Source organism: Armatimonadota bacterium, from assembly GCA_020354555.1.
Taxonomy (GTDB): Bacteria; Armatimonadota; Hebobacteria.
Map to the genome: position 1 here is coordinate 2892456 of CP070648.1, position 21079 is coordinate 2913534.

The following is a 21079-nucleotide window of genomic DNA, read 5'->3' on the forward strand; positions in this document are numbered from 1 at the left end:
GAGGCGGATTATCCCCTCACGGTGCTGGACATTGACCGTCGGAAGATGGCGCAGGTGATTGCCGCGGGCGCACAGGCTGCGGCGACTCCCGCCGAGGTCGCTGAGGCGTGCGACGTCATCATCCTCTGCCTGCCCGGCAGCCATGCGGTGGAGGAAGTCATGGAAGGCCCGGATGGCGCCCTCACGCGGCTGGAAGGGGGCCGGCTCGTCATTGACACCGGCACCAGCCGACCCGCGACGGCCGTGCGATACGAGAAGCTCTGCGCTGAGAAGCGGGCCGGGTTCATTGACGCGCCCATCACATGGCGCAGCGAGGGGCTCATTATCATGGTCGGCGGGACGACGGAGAACTTCGAACGCGGGCGCGAGGTGTTGGAGCGGCTGAGTTTCAAGCTGAGGCACGTCGGGCCGATCGGCTCCGGGCAGATGCTCAAGCTCGCGAATCAGATGATCCTCGCCGGGCAGTTGGCGGTGCACGCGGAGGCGGTGACGTTCGCGGAGAAATGCGGCCTCGACCCGCGGTTGCTGCGCGACTATCTCGACTTCCCGATCTCCGAGGCGCTGTACGGCGATGACTTCACCGGCGGCGGCCAGCTCGCGCTGCATTACAAGGATCTCGGCTACACCCTGGAGTTGGCCCACGACAACGGCGCGAACATTCCCGTGACCGGCGTTGCCCACGAAGCCTTCAAGTTCGCGCACGTCTCAGGCGAGCCCGACTGGACGCAGCCCGGCATCGTCACATATTGGCGGAGGCTGGCCGGGGCGGAGGAGCCTGCCGCATCTTCGTAACCCGTGGGAGATGTCGGACGTTTGCACCTGGTTGTACGGGGTACCTCTTGTGTAGGCCAACGGGGGCTCTCGGCTACGATGAGACGTTTCGCGCTTACGGCCAAGTTCGTTGCCATCCCCTTCCTGGTCATGGTGCTCATCAGCGCACCAATCATCATCGTCGGGCTCCTCATCTTCGTCATCTTCGGGCGCTCCATGCTGCACGACTATGGGGCGGACCCGCCGGCAGAGGTGTTCCGGAAGGTGTTCCGCCAGCCACTCCCGCACGGAGTCTCGGACCTCGTGGTCGCCGGTCATGGTATGGGGCAAGGCCATGTTGTCTTCATGCGCTTCCGCGCGACGGACGAAGCCCTAGACAACTTCTTGGCGCGCGCTTCTCGTGACGACAAAGAGATGTACATGCACGCCGTGCCCGAAGCTCTGCGCACACGAGTGCCGAGGCGCGAATTCGAGAGCCGCGACTGGTACGAGCGCGACGCGTGGAAGACACGCGTGGATGAGCCCCTGCGCATTGCCGATGCGGAGTACTACTGGTTCGACGCATCACAGTACGGCGGAGGATGGATAGGTTCGATTGCGGTCCACCGCGAGAGAAACGTGGTGTATGTGATCGCGCAGATCCTGTAGCGGGCGCCGCTGCCGCACTGGCCGTTGCTGGAGTGGCTCAGCCCCTCAACCACTCGTCCACGTGCGCGGCGACGAAGTCGTCGTCGTTGAGGTGCGGGTACGCGCGGTACACGCGGTCAATCTCCTGCGCCTGGCCGGCGGACAAGCACTCATTCGGGTTGAGGCACCAGATGCCTTCGAGCAGCCCCTGGCGCCGCAGCACTTCGTGAATCCCCGCGATGCACCCGGCAAAACCGTTCGCGGCATCGAAGAACGCCGCGTTGCAGTCCGTCACCTCGGCGGCTAGCGTCAGCGTCTCCGAAGGAATCGGGTCCCCGCGCTCCGCAATCGCGTGTATCCGCTCCAACTGCTCGACTGCGCCGCGCGTCCACACCGCCCAGTGGCCGAGCAGCCCGCCGGCGACCCGCGCGCGATGGTCCCCGAAGCGGTACTCCTGAAGCAGGTCCACGATGATGTTGTCGTCGTTGCCGGTGTAGAGCGCGATGTCGCCGGCCCGTCCCGCTTCGCAGATCGCGCGCACAACGTCAAGCGTCTGGTAGCGATTGAACGGCGCGATCTTGATCGCGAGGACGTTTTCGATCTCGGCGAACTGGCGCCAGAACTCGTACGGCAGAATCCGCCCGCCGACGGCGGGCTGCAAGTAGAACCCGAACACCGGCAGGATCTCCGCGACCTCGCGGCAGTGCTCGATGAGCGCGGGGACATCCGCGTCGGCCAGCGCGCTCAGGCTCACCAGGCCGGCGTGATAGCCGTGGCTCGCGGCGAACGTCGCTTCTTTCAAGGCCTGCGGCGTCTTGCCACAGACCCCCGCGACTTTCAACACCCGCCGCGCCTGTCCTGAGGGATGCGCGTCAACCGTCTCCGAAGCCAACTCCAGCACCGGCTCGAAGAGGTCAATGCCGGGTTGGCGAATCTCGAACTGCGTCGTGTGCACACCGACGGCGACGCCGCCCGCGCCCGCGTCGAGGTAGTACCGCGTCAGCGCGTGCTGGCGCCGTTCGTCGAGTCTGCGCTCCGCCGTCAGTGCCAGCGGGTGCGCGGGGATGACCATGCCGCGCTTGACGTTCTCACGAATGGCGGATGCAATCTCGCTCAGTCGCATCGCTAGTACTTTCCCGTCGTGACCTCGAAGTGCGTCGGCTTGTCGTAGGATCGCCCGCCGGCCACGATCCATTCGGCGGTCCACCGAATCATGTGCGCCAGCGGCACGCGCGGAGGGCCGAACAGCGCCGCGGCCTTGGCGGCGTTGCTAAGGTACGCGGTCGCGCCCTCCTCGCCGGTGAAGGTCACCGGCTTGCCCATGATGCGCGCGCACTCCTCGGCGACGGAGCGCACCGAGACCGTCTCCGGCCCGGTGATGTTGATGGCGGCAGCAGGGGACGCGCACAATTCCAGGCACAGCAGCGCCTGGTTGGCCGCGTCGCCCTGCCAGATGCAGTTGAAGCACCCGACCGTCAGGTCAACCGGCTCGCCCTGCCACACCCGCCGCGCGATGTCATGGATCACGCCGTAGCGCAGGTCGATCGCGTAGTTGAGGCGGAACAGGCACACCGGCGTTCCGTTCTTCTTGCTGTAGTACTCGAAGACGCGCTCGCGCGCGAGGCAGGACTGCGCGTATTCGCCGACGGGGGCGGGGGCATCGCTCTCGACGGAGCCGCCGGTCTCCGGCGCGACGAAGGGATAGACGCAGCCGGTCGAGAACGCGACGACGCGGCTGGCGGTGAAATGCGCCGCGACGTGGGCGGGCACGAGGGCGTTGATCGCCCACGTCAGTTCCTCATCACCCGAGGTTCCGAACTTGCGCCCGGCCATGAATATGATGTTGTCCGCGCGAGGCAGCTTAGCCACGGCAACGGGATCGAGCAGGTCGCACGTCATCGGGACGACGCCCAGCCCCTCGATGCGCTCGCGCGCGCCCGGCTCCGGGAAGCTGTCCACGCCGTGCACGCTCTTCTTCACGCCCGCCTGGTTGATGGCCCTCACCGCTGCGCCGCCGAGGGTGTGCCCGATCTTGCCGCCGATGCCGAGGACCATGATGTCTCCGTCGAGCCGGCGCATCATCTCGACGAGCGCCTCTGATGGCGTCGCGAGGAACTCGTCGAGCTGCTCTTCGGTCGCGATCGAGTCGGGCAAAGACAACGTCACGGCGGCCTCCTTCGGCGGGCGGCGGCTACCAGCCTTGGCAACAATCCTGAATCGGGCAAACAAATGGGCGAGTGACGCACAGCCCTGAGCATTTCGATTAGACGGATGGGGACCGAATCCTGCCCGGCGGCGGGGCTGTCACCTCCGCCGCGCTTTGTCCAGCTTATCGAAGCGCAGCAGGAGGTGAAGCAACGCGAGGAAGCCGGGCAGCAGGACCACCGCGGCATACGCGATTCCCCAGACACCCTCGGTCGTGGGATTGAGCCAGAGGTGACTGGGCACCGCAGCCGTCAGCAACGGCGGGAGGATGACGAGGCCGGCGATCACCGCGGCGGTGGCGGCTTGTGAGCCCGCGGCGGTCCAGGAGCGCATCGAGCAGTACAGCCCGAGCGAGGCGAACGACGCGCTGCCCGCGATCGCCAGCCCGTAGGCGATCCACAGGGGAAGGGCGCCGTCGGTGGTCGCCGAGAGATCCACCAGGAGCATCAATGCCGGGAGGATGACGAGACCGAGCATCCACAGCGGCAGGAGTGTGCCCAGGAGTTTCCCAAACACGATCCCTTTGGCTCCGAGGCGGCTGATGACCAGCGCATCCCAGGTGCCGAGGGCGCGCTCCTGGACGATGGCGCGGCAGGTGTGCGCCGAGGCAACGAAGCTGATCACCGCGGCCCAGCAGAAAGCGATGAAATAGGCCAGTGCATCGGCCCAGTCGGTGACCCAGTCGTTTCGCTGGGCAGCAACGCCTGCGATGATGAATGGAACCAGTACCGCGCCTGAGGCGAGTCCGAGCCAAGGGAGCGGCCCGGCGCGCCGCAACCGCCGCGGCACCGCCTCGCGCCGGATGATGGGGTTGTCGACGACGGCGCGGAGATGCAAGCTGCGCTGCACGGACACCGGAGTCACCCGCGGTCAGTCTTCGTCTTTCGGGCCGACTCTCCTGCCGGCGACCAGCCGTGGCGCCCACGGCATGGGAAAACCGCGCCAATCAGTAGGAAGAAGGCGCGGAGCGCGCGAGGTCCCGTGGCGAGGCAGCGCCGGCCATGGGTCCCGCCCACGACGGTTTTCGGCCTGTGGGTCAATGAGCAGTGGCACGTGGCGGTTATACCGGGCCAGGCGCGCCGGTCGCACCGTGCGAGCGACCGGCTACTTGGTGCGGCCACCCAATCAGAAGGACGCCATCCAACTGCGGGGCGCCGCGCGCGGCATGCTGTGCCCCTACTGGCTACGGCCGTCAGTGGCGCCTGCCCTTCGGCGCTCCCTTCCTCCGCGCGTATTCGCGCGCCTGGTGCATGAAGGCCTCGATGCGCGTGTCCTCGCTTGCCTGCTCGGTGCCGTCGTACACCATGTTGAGGAAGGGGAAGCCGCCCTCCTCCTCCTTGACGCGCTTGATGATGGCGTGGGCGATCGTCCCCGGCATGCAGGTGAACGGCATGGTGCTGACGACCCCCGCGGCGCCCTTGCGCACGAAGTCTATCGCCTTGCCGACGGTGAGAATCGCCTCGCCCTCGAAGGTGCGGTGGAGATACGGCCCGCTGAGGCCGAGCACCTCGCGCGTCGGCGGCTCTTCCGCATTGCGCAGGTAGCCGTGGAACGGGCTCACCAGCCGGTGCTCGTCGCGGCGCATGACCCAGTCCATGAGCAGGTTCTTGGTCCACAGCTTGAGGTCGTTGTCGAGCCAACTGCGCATCGAGCGGCGGAAGTTGCGGTACAAGAACCACTCGTACACCGGCGCCATCCACACCTCGCCGCCGAGGGCCTGGATCTCATCAGCGACGTAGTTGTTGCTGAAGCGGTGCGCGCGGACGAAGATCTCGCCGACGACGCCGATCACCGGGCGGGGCTCGGAGCGGTCAACTCTAATCTTGTCGAACGCGCGGCGCGCCTCGCGCATCACCGGGTCGAGCGGCTGGTCGTTCCGGATCGCGTCGCACACGGCGTCGAGATGCTGGCGATAAACGCGTTCCGTGGCGCCCGGCTCGACCTCGTACGGGCGGGTCTCCCACAGCGCCTTGGACAGCACGTCAATCGCGACGATGGCCTGCCAGCCGACGCGCAGGAACTTGCGCCCGATCATGCCGAGGTCATTCCAGAAGCTCGACGCCTGGTTGGGCGCGTACATGGGCACGTCTTCGAACCCGATCTCGTCGAGCACCATGCGCTGCAAGGCGCTGTACTGCCCGAAGCGGCACGGGCCGCCCGAGCCCCCCATGAAGAACGCGTACTTGTCGCGGTCGAAGTCGGGCTGCATGGCGCGCTTGACCATGTCGCCGGTGGTGATGATGCAGGGGTAACACTCCTTGCCTGACGTGTACTGCCGCCCCCAAGAGAGCGTCTCCTGGTCGCTCTCCGGCAGCACCTCGGCGGGCATCCCGCTCGCCTCGAAGGCCGCGGCGAGGCCGTATGCGTGATCCGCCATGTACGGAAGGAGCACGGTGCGCTTGGAGCCGGGCGCGATCGTGAACCAGCGCAACCGGTGGCCGTTGGCGATCTCGCGGCCGTCGGACGCGGCGAGGCTGTCGAGGAATGCCTCGCAGCGGGTGATCATGCCCGCGTCTGCGCTGTGCTCGTCCACCTCGATCTGGAGATACGGCTTGTCGCCCATGCGCTTGCGGAAGTACTTCGTGATGAACGAATCCGGGCCGCAGCCGAAGTTCGTGATGTAGAGCGACGTCAGGCGCGGGTCGTCGGCGACGATTTCCGCGGCGGCCAGGATCTTCTGCCCGTAGCGCCAGTACATGTTGGGCCAGTCCTCGGCGAGCCTCACCGAATCCAGCGGCAGGAAGTCCATGGGAATGGGCAGGATGCCGAGATCGCGCAGCTTGCGCGGGAGTTCGAGGTTGGCGCCCGGGTCGCAGCCGTTGTAGGAGCGGCTGATGACGACGACCGCTTTCTGGTGGTCGTCGAGCGACGCGAGCACTTCCTCCCCGCGCTCCCGGCAGGACTGCTGGAATTTGTCCCAGGCGATAAGGCCGGCGTTGAGCGCGCCGGCGATGGTCTGGCGGTCCTTGCCGAGATACGTCGAAGCCATCCCGCCGAGGACACGGTAGATGTGCTCCGGGCCGAGGTACATGTACGTCGCAGGCTGCAAGACCTTCACGCCCGCCGCTTCGAGATCAACCGCGGAGCGCACGGTGTACGGGAAGCTCTGCACGTACGGGCAGACGAACGAATCCGTCATCTCCTCCTCTTCGCGCGGGAGGTTGATGACGCTGGGTAGGAAGAGGTAATCCACGCCCTTGTCGAGCAGGTCGAGGACGTGGCCGAGCGCGACCTTCATGGGGAAGCAGGTCTCGACGATCGAGCCCTCGACGCCGCGGTGGATGATGCGCTTGGTCGTGGGGTCCGACAGAACGACGCGGCATCCCAATTCGGTGAAGAAAGCGTGCCACAGCGGGAACACCTCGTGGAACAACAGGCTGCGCGGGATGCCCACGCGCGGCGCGTCCTCAGGCAGTTCCTCGCTCGGAGTGTAGGCGTTGAGCAGGAACTCCGTCCGTTCAGCGAACAGATCGGGCAGACCCTCGCCCTTGCCCACGCGGCGCTCGACGTCGTACTTCTCGCACCGGCTGCCGTAGAAGCGCGGCTGCTCGCGCTCGACGGTCACGCGGTTCACTTCGCAGCGGTTGGGGCAGTCCTTGCACTCGAACGACGTGATCTCGTACTTGCGTTCGGAGAGGTCGAAACCCCTGAACCTGCTGCCCGTGCCGGTGTCGTTCTCCATCGCGAGCAACGCGCAGCCGATGGCGCCGGTGACCTCGTAATGCGCCGGAACCGTGATCGACTTGCCCGTGACCTTGGCGAACGCTGCGGCCACCGCGCGGTTGGCCGCGACCCCGCCCTGGAAGAAGATGCGATTCCCGACGCGCTTGCCCGCCACGACGCGGTTGAGGTAGTTGTAGACGATGGAGTAGCTCAGTCCCGCGACGAGATCCTCGGTCGGCGTGCCGGTCTGCTGGTGGCGCACGAGTTCCGATTCCATGAACACGGTGCAGCGCTCGCCGAGGTTGGGGGGCGCCGTCGCGGAGAGGGCCATGTCGCCGAACTGCTCCTCGATCTTGATGCCGAGCTTCTCCGCCTGTTCCTCGAGGAAGGATCCCGTGCCCGCCGCGCAGACCTTGTTCATTTCGAAGTCAACGATGGCGGTGTTGTCGAGGGAGATGAACTTGGAGTCCTGTCCGCCGATCTCGAAGATCGTGTCAACGCGGGGATCGATTTCGATGGCGCCCCTGGCCTGGGCGGTGATCTCGTTCTTCACGATGTCCGCGCCGACGAAGTCGCCGGTGAGGTACCGCCCCGAGCCGGTGGTGCAGACGCCACGAATTTCGACGCGGTCGCCGACCTCGGCGCCGATCTCGCGCAGGCCCCGGCGCACCGCCTCGATGGGCGCGCCCGCGGTCATGAGGTAGCGCTTTGCGATCACGCGCTTGTTAGTGTCGAGGACGACGAGGTTGGTGCTGATCGAGCCGACGTCTACGCCGAGATAGGCCGGTATGCGCTCCCCGGGGCCGGGCGCGGGCGCCATCTCCGCCTGCTCGTAGCGCACCATGTCGAGTGCCGGTCGCAGCGGGTCGAGGGCCGCCGTCTGCGGCCGTTCGCCCTCCCCCGCCAGGAACGTATCCATCCGCGCGAACCCGGCAAAGCCATTCGCCGGCGCGCCGTCGCCGCGCGCGGCGTGCACCGCGCCGATGGCGCCCATGACCGCGAAGTGCTCGGGCACGCGCAACTCGTCGTCGCTTAGCTCGAGCACGTCGTGGAACGCGCGAACGATGCCCGGGTTGGCGGCGACGCCGCCGTGGAAGTACACGGGGGGGTCGAGCGTCCGCGCGGAACTGACGGTGCTCTTGAAGTTGCGCGCCATGGCGAAGGAGAGGCCAGCGACGATGTCATGGGACGGGGTCGCCTTCTGCTGGAGGTGAATCATGTCGGATTTCGCGAACACGCTGCAGCGGCCGGCGAGGCGCGGGGGATGCTCGGAACGCAGGGCGAGCTCGCCGAACTCCTCGATGCTGAGGCCGAGGCGATGCGCCTGCTGGTCGAGGAACGAGCCGGTGCCCGCGGCGCAGATGGTGTTCATGGCAAAGTCGGCGATGGCGGGCTTGCCGTCGTCGCCGGGCTGGAGAAAGACGAGCTTGGAATCCTCGCCCCCGATCTCAATGATGGTGCGCGCGTCGGGATGCAGCACCGCCGCGGCCGCCGCCTGCGCGACGACTTCGTTTACGCAGTAGGCGTCGAGCAGCTCCGCGAGCAGCTTGCCGCCGGCCCCGGTGACAGCGACGCGGCGGATGCGCTCCGCCGGGAAGCGCTCAAGCATGTCCGCGAGCACGCCGCGCGTCGCTCGCACGGGCTGGCCGCGGTGTCGGATATAATGATGTTCGACGATGCCGTCCTTGTCATCAATGAGAACAGCTTTGACACTTACCGAGCCAAGGTCTATGCCCAAGTCGAGTTGGTCTGAACGAGACGAAGGGGTGGTCACTTTGCTTCGGACTCCTGCGATCCGTGCTGGTTTGGGTCGGGTGTATTAGAAATGTTAGCGCAAGGACGCGGGAAGGTCAACGGGCGCAAGCGCTTATTCACACACCAAGGTGAACGGGAAGACACCTCCTGGGGCTGCCCGTTTGTGGTCGGCGCCGCGCGTGGCCTAGCTCGGGGCGGGGTGGTAGCGCTGCGGATGGTGGGCGAGGTCGGCGGCGGCCGCGGCGATGCCGGCCGGGGTGAGATCGTTGATTTCGAGGAGCGCCGCCCGCGGACCATGCTCGATGAAGCGGTCGGGCAGGCCGAGACGACGCATCGGCACGACGACGTCGTGCGCTTGCAGCAGCTCGAGCACGGCGCTGCCGAACCCGCCCTGAAGCGCATTCTCCTCGATTGTGATCAGCCCGCCGCAGCGGGCGGCGAGATCGAGGATGAGTTTCTCGTCCAGCGGCTTGACGAAGCGCGCGTCCACCACGGCGGCGGACACGCCCTGGCTCTCCAGCAGGACCGCTGCGTCGAGCGCGGGCGCCACCATGCTGCCCACGGCGAGCAGCGCAACCTCCGCACCCTCGCGCAAGACCTCGCCGACGCCGACGGGAATGGCCGGCGGAAGCTGATCCGGAAAGTGCGCCGCGGCGCGCGGGTAGCGTATGACCGCCGGCCCGTCGCCGGCGAGCGCGGTGCGCAACATCGCGGCAAGCTGCTCGCCGTCGCGCGGGGCCATCACGGTCAGGTTCGGGAGATGCCGCAGGTATGAGAGGTCGAAAACCCCGTGGTGCGTGGGGCCATCCTCGCCCACAAGCCCCGCGCGATCAACCGCAAGCACCACCGGTAGGCGCTGAAGGCACACGTCGTGCAGCGCCTGGTCGTAGGCGCGCTGGAGGAACGTCGAGTACACCGCGACTACCGGACGCAGACCCGCCGAGGCGAGGCCCGCCGCAAACGTAACCGCGTGCCCTTCGGCCATCCCCACGTCGAAGAACCGGTCCGGAAATCTCTGGCAGAAGGGCACGAGGCCCGTTCCGTCGGGCATAGCGGCGGTGACGGCGACGATGCGTTTGTCATCCTGCGCGAGCCGCACTAACGTCGCGCCGAAAACGGAGGTGAACGACGAGTCGCCCGCCGGCAGTGCCGGCTCGCCGGAGTCAATATCGAACGGCGCGATGCGGTGGAAGCGGCGCGCGTCGCGCTCGGCGGGATCGTAGCCCTTGCCTTTGGTCGTGATGACGTGAACCAGCACCGGGCCTTTGATGCTGCGCGCGTGACTGAGCGTTTCCACGAGGGCGTCAACATCGTGCCCGTCAATCGGGCCAAGGTAGGTGAAGCCGAGTTCCTCGAACAGCATGCCGGGCACGAGCAGGTGCTTGACGCTGGCCTTGAGCTTGTCGACCGCGTCGAGCATCGCCCCGCCGAGGGGGAGCCGCTGGACGGCGGCCTCGAAGTTGTCCTTGGCGCGCAGGTAGTGCGGGTCCGCGCGCACGCGGCTGAGGTAATGAGCCAGCGCGCCGACGTTGCGCGAGATGGACATCTCGTTATCGTTGAGCACGATCATGAGATCCTTGCCCAAGTGGCCCGCATGGTTCATGGCCTCGAAGGACATGCCGCCGGTCATTGCACCGTCGCCGATCACTGCGACGACGGCGTGTTCTTCACTCGCCAGATCCCGCGCGGCGGCACACCCGAGAGCGACCGAAATCGAAGTGCTGCCGTGCCCGGTGTCGAAGCAGTCGTGCTCGCTTTCGGCGCGGCGCGGAAAGCCCGACATCCCCCCGAGCTCTCGCAGCGTCGCCAGGGCCTCGGCACGCCCGGTGAGCAGCTTATGAGTGTAACACTGATGGCCGACATCCCAGATGATCTTGTCGCGCGGGCTATCGAGGACATAGTGCAGCGCGACGGACAGCTCGACCACGCCGAGATTCGCCGCCAGATGCCCGCCGCGGCGCGACACGACCTCGATCAGGCGGTCGCGGATGTCCTGCGCCAACTCCTTCAACTCGGCGTTTGACAGCCGCTTGAGGTCGGCGGGGCCGGATATCGTATCGAGAATTGACATTGCCTATCCAATAACCTCTCATCGAGCCCGCACGGGCAGCAAGCTGCGTGTCGTCCAGAGCGCAAGCGAAGGGTTTCCCGGCGCAAGACTCCTCGCTTCCCCCCGGGCTGCGCTGCGCTGTGCTCAGGGCGAGCGCTCGCGGTGAACGTGAGGAATGACGGGGCCGCTTGCCTCATCACGGCTCACGATCCGATACTGCTGTCATGGGGCGGACTACAGCACTATGATTCGCCGCGGCACCTGAGGCGACCTTCGCTGCACGGAGCGCACAATCACTCGGGATCGCCCGGCTCGTCGTCTCCCGGCGGCTCGAGTTCCCCGGCAAGCTCCTCGATGCGCCCCTGAGCGACCCGCAGCCGCTCTTCGCAGAACCGCCACAGGCCCATCGCCTCCTCGTGCAGGCGCAGCGAATCGTCCAGCGTTTCCTCCCCGCTCTCGAGGCGCTCGACGATCTTCTCCAGACGCTCTAGAGCCTGCTCGAAGGACTGGGCGGCAGCGCTCTCCCCGCCGGCCTTGAGGGCTGCCTTGCTCGAAGCGCCTTTGCCCGTTGGACTCCCTTTCTTCTTCACGTTTACCTCTGTGTCACGTTCTCTTCCGGCTCGCGCGGGACGACCCTGTCCACCTCGCACCATGCGGAGCCGTCGTGGAGGATCACCTCGGTCTCGTCGCCGGTGGAAAGCTGGCCGACGGCACGCACCACCGTTCCCTCCGGCGACAGGCGCATCACGCAATAGCCGCGGCTGAGCACTGCCAGCGGGTCGAGGGCGCGGCACCGTTCGCCCAGCGCCGTAATGCGCGCCTGGCGTCGCTCGACTTCCTGTCGGGCGGCGACGCGGATCCGGCGCAGCGCCTCATCGGTGCGCTGCCGCGGCTCCGCGAGCAGCGCCGCGGGAACGCCGAGAACCCGCCGCCCGCGCAGCAGACTCAGCTCCCGACGATGACGCTCGAGCAGGCGCACGACCGCGTTCCGCGCGCGCTCGCGCAGCCGCACGGCATGAGCGCACATCGCCGCCGCGTCTGGCGTCAGCACTTCCGCCGCTGCCGACGGCGTCGGCGCGCGCAGGTCGGCGACGAAATCGGCAATGGTGAAGTCCGTCTCGTGCCCCACCGCGCTCACCACCGGCACCGGCGAGCCCGCAATCGCGCGTGCCACCGGCTCTTCGTTGAACGCCCACAGTTCCTCCAATGAGCCGCCGCCGCGCGCGAGCACGATGACCTCCGCGTCGGGGACTTCCGCCGCCTCGGCCAGGGCGCGAACGATGGACGGAGCCGCGCCCGCTCCGGAAACCGCCGCCGGCACCAGAGTCACCGCCACCCCCGGCCAGCGCCGCTTGGCGATGACTGAGAAATCGTGGAACACCGCGCCGTCGGCCGAGGTGACGACCGCAATGCGCCGCGGGAAAGACGGGATCGGCCGCTTGCGCGCGGCGTCGAACAGTCCCTCGGCGCGCAGCTTCTCCTTCAACTGCTCGAACAGCAAGTGCAGGGAGCCGACCCCGTCGGCCACCGCTTCGGTGACGTAGAGCTGATACTGACCGGCGCGCTCGTAAACCGTGATGCTACCGTGGGCGAGAATGCGCGCGCCATTCTCCGGCACGCACGACATGCGCTCGGCGTACTCGCGAAACGCCACGCAGCGGATCTGGCTCGCCTCGTCCTTCAGGGTGAAGTACACGTGGCCGGAGGTATGCCGCACGCAGTTGCTGACTTCCCCCCGCACCCACACGTCGCGCAGCCCTTCGTCGCGCTCCAGCAACGCGCGAACGTACCGGGTCAGCTGCCGGACGCTGAAGATGAAGCGATCGGCGGGAGCGGCGGGGCGCTCGTTCATCGGTCGTTCTCCGGCTGGGGCTGGGGCTCGGCCTGACGCTCGCCGAGGTCGCGCAGCAGGCTGCCGAGCACGCCGTTGACGAACTTGCTTGACTCGGCGGTGCTGTACTTCTTGGCCAGCTCCACGGCCTCATCTGCGGAAACCCCGTGCGGTATGTCGGGCAAGTGCAGGATTTCGAACATGGCGAGGCGCAGGACATTGCGATCCACGGCGGCCATGCGGTCGAGGCTCCAGTCCTTCGCGTAACGCGCGATCAGCTCATCGATCTCCGTGACATGGGCGACCACACCGCGCACCAATTCGCGGGCGAACTCGACGCCTGCCTCGTCCAGCCGCCCATAGGCCTCGACAATCGCTTGGTCCACGGGGGTCTTGCCGACGTCGATCTGGTAAAGCCACTTGAGTGCCTGCTCGCGAGCCGCGCGTCGCTTGCTCATCGTTCCCCTACCGCGCAGTCTCGGCTGTCACGAAAGCAACCGAGACTCCTCCGGAATGGGGTTCGCAAGCATAATTGTCCAGTCTGCCGGCCCTCCGGTAATGGACGAACCCCATTAGAGCCCCATCCGGCGTCGGATAAAATCAGTGGTGGTTTCACCGCGTCGGAAGAAGGCGTTGGCAAGCACCTCGCGGTGGAAGGAGATGGTCGTCCGAAAACCGTCGATCTCAAATTCGGCGAGCGCGCGCTGGGCGCGGGCGATCGCCTCGCGGCGGTCCCGGCCCCACACGATGAGCTTGGCGAGGAGCGGATCGTAGTACGGCGGCACATGATAGCCTGCGTAGAGGTGCGTGTCCACGCGTACCCCCGGCCCACCTGGAAGACGCAGGCCATTGACCGCGCCCGCCGACGGCGCGAATTCGCGCTCGGGGTCCTCGGCGGTGATGCGGCATTCGATGGCATGGCCGTGGAACTGGATGTCCTTCTGCGCGTGAGCGAGCTTCTCGCCGGCCGCGAGCCGGATCTGCTCCTTGACCAGATCCATGCCGGTGACGCACTCCGTCACCGGGTGCTCGACCTGGATGCGGGCGTTCATCTCGAGGAAATAGAACTTGCGGTTGGTGTCGAGCAGGAACTCGACGGTGCCGGCGTTGGTGTAGCCAACTGCCTTGGCGGCGCGCAGTGCCGCGTCCCCCATGCGGTGGCGCAGGGAAGGCGACAAGGCCATGGACGGCGACTCCTCGAGCAGCTTCTGGTGCCGCGAGGTCTGAATCGAGCACTCGCGCTCGCCGAGGTGGATCATGTTGCCGCGCTTGTCGGCGAGGATCTGGAATTCGATGTGCCGCGGCTCCTCCAGGTAGCGCTCGAGGTAAACCTCCGAGCGCCCGAACGCGGCCTCCGCCTCCGAGCGCGCTACGGGCAGGCTGCGCACGAGGTCGTCGTCGTCGTGAACGATGCGAATGCCGCGCCCCCCGCCTCCGGCCGCCGCCTTGATGATCATCGGGTACCCAGAGCGCGACGCCACCTTCAGCGCATCCTGATCGTTGACCACGATGGCCGGTTCCTCCGGCGGGATGACGGGGACGCCGGCGGCGTGCATGGTGTGCTTGACCTGCGCCTTGTCCTGAAGCGCCTCGATGGTGTCCGCGCTGGGGCCGATGAAGGCGAGCTTGCACAAGTCGCAGTTCTCGGCGAAGCTCGCGGTCTCGGCGAGGTTGCCATAGCCCGGGTGGACGGCGTCGGCCTCGGTGATGAGGGCCGCGGTGATGATGTTGGGAATGTTGAGGTAGCTGTCGCGATTCGCCGGCGGGCCTATGCACACTGCCTCGTCGGCGAGCCGCACGTGGAGTGCGTCCGCGTCGGCCTGCGAGTACACCGCGACCGTGGGTATGCGCATCTCGCGGCAAGCGCGGATAACACGCACCGCGATCTCACCGCGATTGGCGACAAGGATCTTCTTGAACACAAAGGCTCTCCGCCTGTCGGGGTCGGGGTCAGAAGCGCTCGTGGCCGGGGGTCGTGCAGCGCACAGTGCCCGTCGCCGGATCGTACGCGTAGGGGTTGCCTGAGACGGAGCAGGCTTTGGCGCCGCCGCGGATCTCGGCAAGCGATCCCGGAGGCTGCTCCGCATCCATGCGGTACGCCGCGATTTCCTGGCGCAGCCCGCGCAGATTCTGCTGGCACTCCACTGCCCGGGCTTGCTCCAGCGCGGCGCCCGGCCGGGTGCGCGCTTGCGTGGCCAGGTCGTCCACCTCAGTGCCCGCGCCGCTCGGCGCAGTCGGCCTCCCGTACAGCATGTAGATCACGATGAGGATGATGACCGTGACGACCAGCAGCTCGATGAGCGTCGCCCACCCGGCCTCAGATCGCTTCGGCTTCAATTTCGACTCCCTCGGCTGCGGCCAGCGGCTGGATCAGCATCAGGGGCTGACCGTACTCCACGGCCGCCCCGTCCGCCGCCAGCACCTCGCGCGCCACGCCGCCCACTGGCGACAGCACGTCATTCGGCACCTTCATCACCTCGATCGCCCCGATCACCTGTCCCACCGCAACGGTGTCGCCCGGCGACACCTTCGCGCTGTGATCGGTCGCGGCGCGGAAGATGCCCACCATCGGCGCGACCACCGGAAACGACTCCGGCGCCTCCCCGGCGGCCCGCGGCTCCGGTTCCACCGCGAACACCGGCGCTTCCTCTTCCGCTCCGATGCCCTCGCGCTTGAGGCTGATCTTGAAGTCGGGCAATTCGACGGACAACTCGGTGACACCCGACTCGCGCATGATGGCGATCAGCTCGCGGATGCGTTCGAGTTGGAAGTTGTCCTTTGGCATGGTGCTGTCTTCAGGTCGAGACGCGGGCGACGTACTCGCCGCTGCGCGTGTCGACGCGGATGACGTCGCCGGTGTTGATAAACAGCGGAACGTCCACCACCGCGCCGGTCTCGACCTTCGCCGGCTTCGAGCCGCCTGACGCGGTGTCGCCGCGCAAGCCCGGGTCGGTCTCGGCGATCTCAAGCTCGACGGTGTCCGGAAGCTCGACCCCGATCAAGCGGCTATTGTGCATGACGACCGAGACCTCCAGGCCTTCCTTGAGGTACTTCGCGCCGTCGCCGAACTCATCGGCGCCGAGCGTGATCTGGTCATAGGTATCGAGGTCCATGAGGACGTAGTCCGTTGCCACGCGATAGAGGTACTGCATCGGCTTGCGCTCGACGTGCGCCATTTCCATCCGCTCGCCCGCGCGGAAGGTACGATCGAAGACATTGCCGCTGCGGATGTTGCGCAACTTGGTGCGCACGAACGCGCCGCCCTTGCCCGGCTTGACGTGCTGGAACTCAACGATTTGAAAGACCTCGCCCTCCAACTCGATGGTGAGGCCGCGCTTGAAATCGGCCGTTGAGATCATGTGAGAACCGTCCGAGAGAAGCGGGCCCGTTCCCGGCCGCCCGCCAGCGCTAGTGTACTATCGCCCGGCCCGGAAGTCAAGCAGTGCGAGAGCGGCGGCGTGGAGCGCGGAGCGGGGGAAACCGCTGCCGGATGTGGAACGGGCGCTCCCGCCGGTTCATCTCGGCGCCGCGGCGTCGGCGCCAGCCACGGCGTGCTCGCACCGACGCCAACAACACTCGGTCACACTGGCGGCAGTAGCGGCGCTGTGGAGCGGCGGGGGCGTGAGGAGGTGCTTCTAGCCGTCCTCGGGTTCCCGGCAACAGGCGGGCAGGCTGCCACCGGCCCGGTGGGCGGCGACGCATTCACAGCACTTGCCGCGCCGGGGGCAGTCGTCAGAGGTGCATGGGCAGTTGTCAAGATTGCTCTGCAGATTCGGGCATTCGGGCTTCGGCATGTTCTACCTCGCATCGGATTCGTGTGCGAACTCTCCGCGTTTCATCGCACACCGCCTGTGAGGTTCGGCGGGCGACGCCGGATCACCTGCGGAGGACCAGCGTGGGCGTTTCGTCCGGAGCAAGCGCAGCGTTCCGGCGCCTCGCTCCCCACACGCACGGTGGTTCTGAGCAACGGACAGCACACCCGCGCGGCGCAATCGAGTGCAGCGCGGGCCAAGGCTGCCCTTGAATGTCCGGAGCCGGGTCGGCCGGGACGCTCGCCCTGCCGGCGCCACGCGTCGGCGCCGCTCGGCATCCCCCGGATTATCGTGATTTCATGCAGGGAAGTGGCGAGGGCGTGCCGAATGGCCCCTGCGGTCGCTCGACAGCAGCCCCGGCGTCGGGACGTCGCTGGGCCAGCTAGCCGTGTCCGCGTATCTGCTCTAAATCGTCGCAGCCCTGGACGGCCAGCCCGGTCCCTCGCGGGTGCTGCTTGCCGGAGTCCGGCTCGGGAGGTGCTACGATGCGTGGGTTCCGCTTCTTCCTCATCGGTTGCCTGATCGCCGGCGCCGCTTGCCCAATGCTCGCCGCCGGTTATCGCATATCGGTCGGCGAAGGGCTGGACGAGATTCCCGTCGTCGTCGTCAGCGGCACGCCTTACGAGATGGGCTATTCCTACGGCAACCTCATGACTGCAGAGGCCCTGGCCTGCATGACCGTCTATCTGGATGGCGCTCAGGCCGAGGACCCGGTGCGCTACTCGAACGCGGCGCTCGACGCCGCGTGGGCGGCGGTGGAGCCGTATGTCCATACGCGGTTCATCGAGGAGATGCAGGGCGTGGCCGACGGCGCGGGAATGAGCTACGACGTGCTGCGCCGCGCGCACTGCGTCACGCTTCTGTCGAACTACGCCTGCAGCGGCGTCGGAGTGTGGGGTGAGGCGAGCGCCGACGGGCATCTCTACCAGATCCGCAATCTCGATCACGGCTCCGGCGTCGAGCTCGGACTCGGGGCGTATCCGGTCATCGTCGTCTATCTCCCCGAGAGCGGCATCCCCCACGCGAACGTTGGGTTCGCGGGATTGGTGGGCTCGATCGCCGGCATGAACGCCGAGGGCATCGCGACGACCGAGATCGGGGAGTCCCCGGGCTCGGATTATCCCTTCGACCTCGACGGCATTCCGTTCTTCGTGATGTTCCGCGACATCCTTCAGGACGCCCCCAGCCTGTACCATGCCCTCAACATCGTCGAGAATGCGAACCGCATCAAGAAATACTACTTCTTCATCGGCGATGGCGACTGGTTGGCAGCGGCGAAGATCAAGGCGTTCGATCCGTACCTCTGGATCTGGCTCGACAACGACGAGGACGACGAGCTGTGGCCCAACGTGCTACCCAACGTCGTGTACGGGACGATGAACAACGCCGCCGCCTGGGCGCATCTCAACACCAACTACGGCAATTACGATGCCGCTCTCATGGTAGAGATATCGCGCCTCGTCTCCGACGGCGACTCGAGCCTGATGAACGTCGTCTACGACGCCACCACGCGCGAGATGTGGGTCGCCTACGCCGAGGGCGCAGAGTATGCGTACGAGCGGCCGTACGTCTACTTCAACCTCAATGACTACGTGCCAGTAGAGACCCCAGAGGTCGGCGGCTACGGATTCTACGAGGTCATCGGCAGCGGCGCGGACGAGATCACGGTGCTGCACACCGGCGGCGACCACTACCAGATGGGCTACTGGCACGGGTATCTCCTGCGCGATCAAGTGCAGGCGAACTGCGCCAACGCGCTGGCGGCGGCCGAGGCCGGGGGCATCACCGAGGAGATGTGGCGGTGGGCAATCGACTCGATGTGGCTCTACACCCCGTGGGAGTACCTGCAGGAGATGGAGGGACTGGCGGACGGCGCCGCCCTGCCGGTCGAGATCATCTGGAAGATGCACGCCATTCCGGACCTATCCGAGTTTCACTGCAGCGCCTTCGCGGCGATGGGCAACGCGACCGTTGACGGTCACTGTATTCAGCTCAGGAACCTCGACTACGGACTGGAGTTGGCGAGCCAGGATAACCCGTTGTTGGTCGTGTACGAACCCCTCGGCCGCAACAAGTATGTCAACGTGACGTTCGCGGGCATGCTCGGCTCCATCGCCGGCATGAGCTACGAGCATATTCCGGTGAGCGAGATGGGGGACGATTTCGATTACGACTTCGAGACGCTCGAAGGTGAGCCGATGCCGTTTGTCCTCAAGGACGTGCTCGAACTCGCGCAGAGCTACACCGAGGCGGAGAACATCATTTCCGCCGCCGCCCGCACCAGCTCGCTGTGGTACACCGTATCGGACCCCGAGGAAGGCCAGGCCGGGCTCATGCAGACCTCCCCGGTGCGGTTCGACGTGTCCCATCTCGGCGAACCGCCGGGCGGGGTGCTGCCGCCGATTCCCGACGTCATCTACGGCGGCTACTACGATTTTGAATCGCGCCTCTACAACGATCTCGTAGCGAACTGGGGCAACATAGATCCCGCGGTGGCCATCGCGATCTCGGTCCACAACGCGATGAACTCCAACCTGATGAACGCGGTGTACGACGCGACGACACTCGAGATGTGGGTCGCCTATGCTGAGGGCTACGACCGGGCTGCCAACCGCCCCTACATCTACTTCGACCTCAACTGGCCGACCGAGCCGGTGGCCAGTGCTCAGGCATCGCCGCCAAGCGCATCAACGAATGACCTAATCGACTTCAGCGGCGCGGCGTCGTACCACCCCAACCCGAATCATGCGATCGTGTCCTACGAATGGGACTGGGAGAGCGACGGCACCTACGACGCGACCGGGGTCACCGCGAGCCACGCCTTCGTCGATGCCGGGCTCCATACGGTCACGCTGCGGGTCACCGACGACTTCATCCCCGGCAACACGGCGACGACGACAGTGATGGTCGAGGTGACGGCACGGCCCGTGATTACGAGCTTTGTCATCAACGCCGACGCTCTGAGCACGCAAACGCTGCCGGTGACGCTGACCATCGCGGCGACCGACGCGGCGCAGATGCGGTTCCGCAACGACGGTGGGGCGTGGAGCGCGTGGATGCCGTACGCGACGAGCGCGCCGTGGGTGCTCGCGGCGGGGCCCGAGGGGTGGCGCAAGGTGGACGCGCAGTGCATCAGCGACATCGGCATCGGCTCGTTTGCGGTGAGCGATCTGATCTTCTACGACACCACCGACGTGGCGCCGTGGGGCAAGGTGGTGATCGAGGGCGGCGCGGCATACACGGAGAGCCTGGAGGTGACGCTGGATCTCTACGCCACGGGCGCGACGCAGATGCGGCTCAAGAACCTCTACGCGGACGCGTGGGGGGAGTGGCAGCCGTACGCGCGGACGACGCAGTGGACGCTGGCGGCGGGCGAGGAGGGCGCGCGCGCGGTGTACGTGCAATACCGCGACATGTACGGGGCGCTGTCTGCGCCGCGGGCGGACACGATCTGCTATGACACGGCCGAAGCGCCGGTGGGGCGGGTGCTCATCAACGGCGGGGCGCAGGAGACGGCGACGCGGTCGGTGACGCTCAACCTGCGGGCGCGGGCGGCGGCGGAGATGCGCTTCAAGCAGCGCTACGCCGACGCGTGGGGCGCGTGGCAGCCATATGCGGCGACGGCGCCGGCGACCTTGACGCCGGGAGACGACGGGCCGCGCGCGGTGTACGCGCAGTTCCGCGATTACCTCGGCACCCAGTCGGCGGCGGTGTGCGACACGATCTACCTCGAAACCGAGGCGCCGCCGGTGGGGTTGATCCGCATCAACCGCGGGGCGGAGCTCACGCTGCAGCGGTCGGTGACGCTCAACATCTGGGCGCGCGGTGCGACGGAGATGCGCTTCAAGCACCGCTACGCCGATGCGTGGGAGGCGTGGCGGCCGTACGCGACGAGCGTGGCGTGGATGCTGCTCGAGGGCGCGGACGGGGAGCGCGCGGTGTACGCGCAGTTCCGCGATCGGCTGGGCAACATGTCGGATGCGGTATGCGACACCATCTACTACGACAGCTTCGCGCCGCCGGAACTCAAGTACTTCCGGATCAACGACAACGCGGAGCGCACCGCGAGTCGCGAGGTGACGCTGAGCATCGGCGCGAGCGGCGCGGCGCAGATGCGGTTCAAGAACCGCCCGGATGATCCGTGGAGCGCGTGGCAGCCCTATGCGACCCGCGCCCAGTGGCTGCTGGCGTTGGGCGCGGACGGCGAGCGCGCGGTCTATGCGCAGTGCCGCGACTACCTCGGCTGCCTGTCACAGGTGCAGGCGGATACGATCATTCTGGAGCGGTAGGGGGCTAAGCTACGAGAGAATCACCGTGGGCCCGACCGGGACACAGGTGCGATAACGGCGTGAGGGGCGCTGACTG

At 66.9% G+C, this 21079-nt stretch carries 15 protein-coding genes; 3 read left to right on the top strand and 12 right to left on the bottom strand.

Translation table 11 applies throughout. From position 1 onward, the window contains the following. A partial coding sequence (locus tag JSV65_11830) for an NAD(P)-dependent oxidoreductase (GenBank protein UCH33260.1) occupies window positions 1–792 on the top strand: 792 nt, incomplete at its 5' end. A 78-nt stretch (window positions 793–870) separates the two neighbouring features. After that, a complete protein-coding gene (locus JSV65_11835; GenBank protein ID UCH33261.1) occupies window positions 871–1419 on the top strand; it encodes a hypothetical protein in 549 nt (182 codons plus the stop codon). 37 nt (window positions 1420–1456) lie between these two features. Here JSV65_11835 and JSV65_11840 read toward each other — a convergent pair whose 3' ends face one another. From JSV65_11840 to efp, 12 genes are all read right to left on the bottom strand, one after another. After that, a complete protein-coding gene (locus JSV65_11840; GenBank protein ID UCH33262.1) occupies window positions 1457–2521 on the bottom strand; it encodes a dihydrodipicolinate synthase family protein in 1065 nt (354 codons plus the stop codon). 2 nt (window positions 2522–2523) lie between these two features. Then, window positions 2524–3480 carry an NAD(P)-dependent oxidoreductase gene (locus JSV65_11845; GenBank protein ID UCH36768.1) on the bottom strand — a complete coding sequence of 319 codons (957 nt, stop codon included), beginning with the start codon at window positions 3478–3480 and terminating at the stop codon, window positions 2524–2526. A 222-nt stretch (window positions 3481–3702) separates the two neighbouring features. Next, window positions 3703–4458, bottom strand: a complete 756-nt coding sequence (locus JSV65_11850) for a hypothetical protein (protein ID UCH33263.1) — start codon at window positions 4456–4458, stop codon at window positions 3703–3705. Between the two features lie 337 nt (window positions 4459–4795). After that, complete coding sequence (locus tag JSV65_11855; GenBank protein ID UCH33264.1) at window positions 4796–9040, bottom strand: CoA activase; 4245 nt, start codon at window positions 9038–9040, stop codon at window positions 4796–4798. Between the two features lie 165 nt (window positions 9041–9205). After that, window positions 9206–11092, bottom strand: a complete 1887-nt coding sequence (locus JSV65_11860) for a 1-deoxy-D-xylulose-5-phosphate synthase (GenBank protein ID UCH33265.1) — start codon at window positions 11090–11092, stop codon at window positions 9206–9208. A gap of 272 nt (window positions 11093–11364) precedes the next feature. After that, a complete protein-coding gene (xseB, locus tag JSV65_11865) occupies window positions 11365–11724 on the bottom strand; it encodes an exodeoxyribonuclease VII small subunit (protein ID UCH33266.1) in 360 nt (119 codons plus the stop codon). Beyond that, the gene (gene xseA / locus JSV65_11870; GenBank protein UCH33267.1) at window positions 11664–12923 is read right to left on the bottom strand and encodes an exodeoxyribonuclease VII large subunit; all 1260 of its coding nucleotides are present in this window, start codon (window positions 12921–12923) and stop codon (window positions 11664–11666) included. The genes xseB and xseA overlap by 61 nt, the downstream gene beginning before the upstream one ends. Then, window positions 12920–13360, bottom strand: a complete 441-nt coding sequence (gene nusB, locus JSV65_11875) for a transcription antitermination factor NusB (GenBank protein UCH33268.1) — start codon at window positions 13358–13360, stop codon at window positions 12920–12922. The genes xseA and nusB overlap by 4 nt, the downstream gene beginning before the upstream one ends. A 114-nt stretch (window positions 13361–13474) precedes the next feature. Continuing rightward, entirely contained in the window at window positions 13475–14824 is a 1350-nt protein-coding gene (accC, locus tag JSV65_11880; protein UCH33269.1) for an acetyl-CoA carboxylase biotin carboxylase subunit, read from the bottom strand. Window positions 14825–14852: 28 nt separating this feature from the next. Continuing rightward, the gene (locus tag JSV65_11885; GenBank protein UCH33270.1) at window positions 14853–15239 is read right to left on the bottom strand and encodes a hypothetical protein; all 387 of its coding nucleotides are present in this window, start codon (window positions 15237–15239) and stop codon (window positions 14853–14855) included. Further along, window positions 15220–15687, bottom strand: a complete 468-nt coding sequence (locus JSV65_11890) for a hypothetical protein (protein ID UCH33271.1) — start codon at window positions 15685–15687, stop codon at window positions 15220–15222. The genes JSV65_11885 and JSV65_11890 overlap by 20 nt, the downstream gene beginning before the upstream one ends. A gap of 10 nt (window positions 15688–15697) precedes the next feature. Further along, complete coding sequence (efp, locus tag JSV65_11895) at window positions 15698–16261, bottom strand: elongation factor P (GenBank protein ID UCH33272.1); 564 nt, start codon at window positions 16259–16261, stop codon at window positions 15698–15700. 938 nt (window positions 16262–17199) lie between these two features. On the opposite strand from efp, the gene JSV65_11900 reads away from it, so the two are divergent. Then, a complete protein-coding gene (locus JSV65_11900) occupies window positions 17200–21003 on the top strand; it encodes a PKD domain-containing protein (GenBank protein ID UCH33273.1) in 3804 nt (1267 codons plus the stop codon). Window positions 21004–21079: the final 76 nt, after the last annotated feature.

Coding starts and splice junctions, on each gene's coding strand:
- JSV65_11900 (UCH33273.1), top strand. CDS start 17,200: ATGCGTGGGTTCCGCTTCTTCCTCATCGGTTGCCTGATCGCCGGCGCC.
- JSV65_11845 (UCH36768.1), bottom strand. CDS start 3,480: ATGATGCGCCGGCTCGACGGAGACATCATGGTCCTCGGCATCGGCGGC.
- JSV65_11860 (UCH33265.1), bottom strand. CDS start 11,092: ATGTCAATTCTCGATACGATATCCGGCCCCGCCGACCTCAAGCGGCTG.
- JSV65_11840 (UCH33262.1), bottom strand. CDS start 2,521: ATGCGACTGAGCGAGATTGCATCCGCCATTCGTGAGAACGTCAAGCGC.
- JSV65_11835 (UCH33261.1), top strand. CDS start 871: ATGAGACGTTTCGCGCTTACGGCCAAGTTCGTTGCCATCCCCTTCCTG.
- xseB (UCH33266.1), bottom strand. CDS start 11,724: ATGGTGCGAGGTGGACAGGGTCGTCCCGCGCGAGCCGGAAGAGAACGT.
- efp (UCH33272.1), bottom strand. CDS start 16,261: ATGATCTCAACGGCCGATTTCAAGCGCGGCCTCACCATCGAGTTGGAG.
- nusB (UCH33268.1), bottom strand. CDS start 13,360: ATGAGCAAGCGACGCGCGGCTCGCGAGCAGGCACTCAAGTGGCTTTAC.
- xseA (UCH33267.1), bottom strand. CDS start 12,923: ATGAACGAGCGCCCCGCCGCTCCCGCCGATCGCTTCATCTTCAGCGTC.
- JSV65_11890 (UCH33271.1), bottom strand. CDS start 15,687: ATGCCAAAGGACAACTTCCAACTCGAACGCATCCGCGAGCTGATCGCC.